Annotated in this window: 6 protein-coding genes; 3 read left to right on the top strand and 3 right to left on the bottom strand. The window is 65.6% G+C overall.

Annotation, left to right across the window (positions count from 1 at the left end; translation table 11 throughout):
- Together H7007_RS11980 and H7007_RS11975 are read left to right on the top strand one after the other, a co-directional pair.
- A partial coding sequence (locus tag H7007_RS11980) for a glycosyltransferase family 4 protein (RefSeq protein WP_287155542.1) occupies window positions 1-956 on the top strand: 956 nt, incomplete at its 5' end.
- A gap of 116 nt (window positions 957-1,072) precedes the next feature.
- On the top strand, window positions 1,073-2,182 hold the full coding sequence (locus H7007_RS11975; protein WP_287155541.1) for an NAD(P)/FAD-dependent oxidoreductase: 1,110 nt from the start codon (window positions 1,073-1,075) through the stop codon (window positions 2,180-2,182).
- A 23-nt stretch (window positions 2,183-2,205) separates the two neighbouring features.
- Here the strand turns inward: H7007_RS11975 and H7007_RS11970 are convergent, their stop codons facing one another.
- The 3 genes from H7007_RS11970 to H7007_RS11960 all read right to left on the bottom strand — a co-directional run bounded on the left by H7007_RS11970 (window position 2,206) and on the right by H7007_RS11960 (window position 4,211).
- A complete protein-coding gene (locus tag H7007_RS11970) occupies window positions 2,206-3,318 on the bottom strand; it encodes a hypothetical protein (protein WP_287155540.1) in 1,113 nt (370 codons plus the stop codon).
- Window positions 3,319-3,325: 7 nt separating this feature from the next.
- Complete coding sequence (locus tag H7007_RS11965; RefSeq protein ID WP_287155539.1) at window positions 3,326-3,886, bottom strand: hypothetical protein; 561 nt, start codon at window positions 3,884-3,886, stop codon at window positions 3,326-3,328.
- A gap of 70 nt (window positions 3,887-3,956) precedes the next feature.
- On the bottom strand, window positions 3,957-4,211 hold the full coding sequence (locus tag H7007_RS11960; protein WP_287155538.1) for a hypothetical protein: 255 nt from the start codon (window positions 4,209-4,211) through the stop codon (window positions 3,957-3,959).
- A 422-nt stretch (window positions 4,212-4,633) separates the two neighbouring features.
- Between H7007_RS11960 and H7007_RS13770 the strand changes: the two genes are divergently transcribed.
- Window positions 4,634-5,001: metal-sensitive transcriptional regulator (locus tag H7007_RS13770; protein ID WP_350340654.1), on the top strand; the 368-nt coding region annotated here is incomplete at its 3' end.

Raw genomic sequence — 5,001 nt, 5'->3', positions numbered from 1 at the left:
AGGAAGTGACCCTCTTCGCCGCCGGTCCCTCCCGAACCTTGGCCCGCCAGGTGATAAGCCTGGAAGAGGCTCCTACCTCGCACATGGGGGAAACCCTCTTCGACGCTTACCACGTGGGGCAGGCCTATAGGATGATCTCCTCAGGACCCTACGATCTGGTCCACGACCATTCCGGGTTTCTGGGCCCGGCCTTCGCTGCACTCCTCTCCCAGCCCGTGGTCCACACACTGCACGGCCCCTTCACCGCTGACACGCGCCTATTCTACCGGGCTTTCCGTGATGACTGCTATTACGTCGCCATAAGCCGAAGGCAGCGCGACTGCTGCCCGGAACTGAACTACCTCGGCGTAGTACCAAACGCCGTGGACGTTGAAGAGCACCGCTTCGCCGGGGAGAAGGACGATTACCTGGTCTGCGTGAGTCGCATCTGCGAGGCCAAGGGGACGGAGCACGCCGTGCGCCTGGCCCGGAGGGCGGGAAGGCGCATCCTTCTGGCAGGGAAGATCGACCCCGGGCGCGACAGGGAGTATTTCGAGCGGCGGGTGCGTCCCCTGCTGGATGGGGAGAACGCCGTATACCTCGGGGAGGTCTCCCAGGCGGAGAAGGTGTGCCTGATCTCGCGGGCCGCCGCCTTCCTCTTCCCCATCCAGTGGGAGGAGCCCTTCGGGCTGGTGATGGCAGAGTCCCTGGCATGCGGGACGCCGGTCCTGGCCACGCGTTGGGGAGCGGCGCCGGAGGTCGTAGAGCACGGGGTGACCGGTTTCCTGGCCGACACGCCGGAAGGACTGCTGCCCTTCCTGGACCGCATCGACGAAATCGACCCGCTCACCTGCCGCCGGGCGGCGGAGGAGAGGTTCAGCCCCCGAGCCATGGCCGAGGGCTATTTGGAAATATATGCCAAAGCGCTGGACATGCATCGCAAGCGCCTGCGTCCCGTGCACGCCCGGCCCGCTTGACAAAGCCCGGCCACCTCAGGCCTTGACCGCTCTCCTTGCCAGCATGGCTGCGCGGATATAGATTTAATCCCGCACGACGGCTCAGTAAAGCTGTTTTCTGAATGTGAGGTAGAGGGATGCATTACGACGTGGCGGTGGTGGGGGCGGGACCCGCCGGCTGCATGGCCGCCAGGGAGCTCGCCTCGAGAGGGTTCAAGGTGCTCCTCCTGGACAAGTACGGGTTGCCCAGGGAGAAGGCCTGCATGGGCCTTCTGTCCCCGGAGGGCAGGCGGTTGTTGGAGGAGGGCTTCGGCCCGCTCCCCGCGGAATGCCTGGCGGAGCCGGCGGAAGCCCTGGGGGTGAAGGTCTTGAGTGATGGAGGAGGCGAATACCTTCTTCCCTTTTCCGGGGAGGGGCTCTGGGTGAGGCGCGCATCTCTCGACGCTTTCCTGGCCAGGGCGTGCGGGGCCGAGGTGCGGGACGGGTGCCGGGTGACGGAGGTGACCGTCGGGAGGTTCTACGTCCGCATACGCTTCCTCCATGAGGACGATGAGGAAGAGGCGGAGGCCACCTATCTTGTGGGAGCGGACGGCGCGGAGAGCTTGGTGGCCAGGATGGTCCGCCCCGAGTTCTACCGGTTACACACCCTACCCGCGCTGGAGAGGACGGTGCTGGTCCTCTGGGAGGGGGAGGCGGACTGGGACTCCCGGTGGTTGGGAATGGTGGCCTTGGCGCGAGGTGAGGGGTTGGGAAGGTTCTTCGTGCGCGCCGGGACGGTGGGCATGGCGGTGAGCTGCGGGGAGGAGCACCGCTGGCAGAGGGAGCTGGATACCCTCAGTGAGTTCCTCTCCCGCCGCATAGGACTGGCGTTGAGGGGGGAACCGGTGCGCATGCTCTCCGTTTCCAACCGCATGGCACGGGGCGGCAGGTTCAACCTCGGGGCGGGAAGCGCCCTCCTGGCCGGCGAGGCGGCCGGATTTCTCGACCCCTGGGGTTTCGGCATCCGCCTGGCCCTGGAGAGCGGGAAGCTGGCCGGGGAATGCATCGCCGATAGCGCTGGGGAGAACGTCACCCCTCACCTGCACTACCTGCGGCGGGCCCGTCCCGTGCTGGAGATGTGGGCGGCTCGGGGGAGGAAGCGGCCCGCCGGGATGGTGGGTGAGTTGGACTTGAGCCCGTGGTCAGACGAGAGGGGACGCACGGCGCGACGCGATCTTCGTTCTCTGCGGCGGCGCCTGGGCCGTTGAGGCCGGGACCGCGGGCGCCCGGCTCAGGAGGAGGCAAGAGGCCGGTTGACGTCGATCTCCGTGACCTCACCGGTGGTGGAGCGCAGGGCGAAGACGATTCCCTTGGTATTATATTCCAGGACGGTCACCTGCTCGCCCTGGTGGAGGCCGGCGGTCTGCCTCTCCGGTGTCCCGAACTCCTTGATCACCTCCGCCTGGGAGGAACCGATGCCCACCCCCTTGGGGGTCCTTCCGGCGTAGGGATGGCGTAGACAGATGGAGACCACGGTGTCGAAGTCGTCCAACCCCTTGCCCTTGTCGCGGTCCTCCAGGTAGACGGTGAGCTTCCACGTTCCGTATCCCCCGGTGTAAGTGGCGTATACCAGGCCTTCCGTGGTGTGACCGCTGGAATCCGGAGGTCCGTAGATTTCCCTCACGGACCGGAAGTCGGCCCCTATGCCGATGCCCGCGGCGGACTGTCCCGGAAGGATGGGGTCCGCCCGGTGGGATCCGAAGATCCCCTCCGCGCTCGCCCCCTCTCCGGACTTTTCCTCCACCGGGCGCAGTCCCCCGTAAGCGGTCACCATGACGGTGACCACGCCCTCCAGAGAGCTTATGAGGAACTCCACGCCGCGGTCGGCATAGGAGTAGAGGAAAAGCTCACCGTATTCGGTGGAGGAGGTGGAGACGTTCGGGCAGGAACCGAATTCTTCTTCCACCTCCCCGGCGGTGCTGCCTATTCCCACCCCGCCGGAGGTCCTTCCGGCGTAGGGCGAAGAGACCTCCACCGCGCCCACCTCGTCATCCGGGTCGAGGTACCCGTTTCCCTGGTCGTAAAGGGTGACCACCAGGATCCAGGAGGCGGGGTCGTCGATCTTCCCGCCCTGGCGGGTGCGGCCGTAATAGGCATACAGGTAGCCGCCGTCCCGCCGGTGTTCTTCCGGCTCCCCGTGGACCTCGAGGACGGCGGAGAAGGCGCTCCCGATCTCGATGTCAGCGGCCGAGTAGCCGGGAACGATGGGATCCCTCTCCCAGGAGTGCAGGTCTTCGCGGCCGTTTCCGCAAGCGGATACGGCAAGCGCGAGCAGCGCCGCCAGTGCCGCCACAGCGGTTTTCCGGAAACCGGCCCCTTGGCCTACGCGCTTCTCAACGGACATGAACGTCTCATCCTTCCCCTCGGCCCCCCCGCCTCTCCCCGGAGTAGGAGACCGGCAGGCCCAGGTTTATGGCCAACGCTTCCGCGACCAGGTAGGCCCGGGTCCGGTTCTCCTCCGGGGAGCCGGACATCTCTGAACGGAACACCCTCCGTTTGCTCCCCCCGCGCCAGCGGAGGTAGACGCGGGCTGAATAGGCGAGGCTCCTCCCCGGGGGCCTTCCATCATCCCCTTCCCTGGGCCCTCCGCCCGACTCCAGGACCACGATCTCTTTTAGATCCTCGCTGAGGTACTTGCGGCGGAGGGGGAGGAAGAAGCGGTAGCGTTCCCATACCACGGCCTTCTCTTCCGGTACGATCACCAGATAGGTGGGAGATGAGAATACAGCCAGGATGCTGTAGAAGAGCAACGCCACGGCGCTTATCCCGGTGGCCATGCGGGCGACCCCCGCAGTCGCCAGCACGGCGCAGGCCACCGCAACGTAAAAGACAAGAGCGTGAAATACCTCCCAGGGACCTCCCCGGACCTCGAACTCCAGGCCTTTTCCCTCGCTTCCCGGGCCGGTCGACATCCCCTCTCCTTTCACGCCGATCGTCCTCGTGAGCGATTATAAACCATACCGGCTCGGGAAACCGCCTCGCCTAATCCTCGACGACCCTATAGACGACGTCGTGTTCGCGAGCGTGCTCCGTGACCTTGATCCCGACGACGTCACCGGGGCCCGCCCGTTCCACCGGGCGGTGTTCGATCTGCATGGATTCCACCTTCTGGGTCCAGTCGGAGGTGTGCCCCTTTACGTGTATGGTGTCCCCGACCTTGAGCTCGTCCTCGAGCTCTATGGCCGCTACGCCCACCTTGCTGAAGTAGTGGGTGACCCTTCCCACCTGTTTCTCCATCTTTCGACCCCCCTTTCGGTATTTACCGTCCCTGCCTTCCGGCGTTCTTACAGCGGGTTGGGACGGTGTCAGGTCCGCTCACGGATATCCTGCGCCCCCGGATAATTTCTCCGTCTGCCCTGCCCATCCCTGTCCGCCCCCGGGCGCGCCCAACCCGGCGGTCCTCACGTCACGCACCGGCGTCTCGATGTCGGGTTCATTCGGCCGCCCCGTTGCTTTCAAGTCGGTTGTTCCCCTTTCAACGCCGGGATAAACCGCCGCCTTCATGCCGGAGAGCGCGCGGGCCTCGCGCATGGCCGGTTATTCGGGAGTGGTGAGGGAACCGGGACGTACGGGGTCGCGGTCTCCGGTTAGGGACCGTAGACCGCCGCGTTGCACCTGACGGTGACGGCAGGGCTTGACGGGGTGCGTCAGCATCGAAGATGCGGGATGCCTTCAGGATGTACTCGCGGAAAGCGCGGTGTCGTCACGGCAGGTGCTCACGGGTTTGCAATGGTCGGGAGCCCGCACCGTCGTCCCGCCGAGACAATAGGAAGTTCGACGGGTCGAAGTCGCGGTCTCTCAATGTTCGACCCGGGACGATCGATATGCAATCCACCGGAGGCCGTTATATAATATCCCTGTTCCGTCCGGAGCGAGGAGGGCAGATGACCGCGGATGAAGATTCCCGGAGGGCGGTGCTGCGCCGTCTTCGCCGCATCGAAGGTCAGGTTCGAGGCATCATCCGCATGGTGGAGGAGGGCAAGGACTGCCACGAGGTCCTCAACCAGGTGGCGGCGGTCCGTTCGGC

This window comes from Candidatus Solincola tengchongensis, from assembly GCF_015711935.1.
GTDB classification, from domain to species: Bacteria; Actinomycetota; Geothermincolia; order Geothermincolales; family RBG-13-55-18; genus Solincola_A; species Solincola_A tengchongensis.
This window is presented reverse-complemented; position numbering and strand designations above follow the sequence as displayed.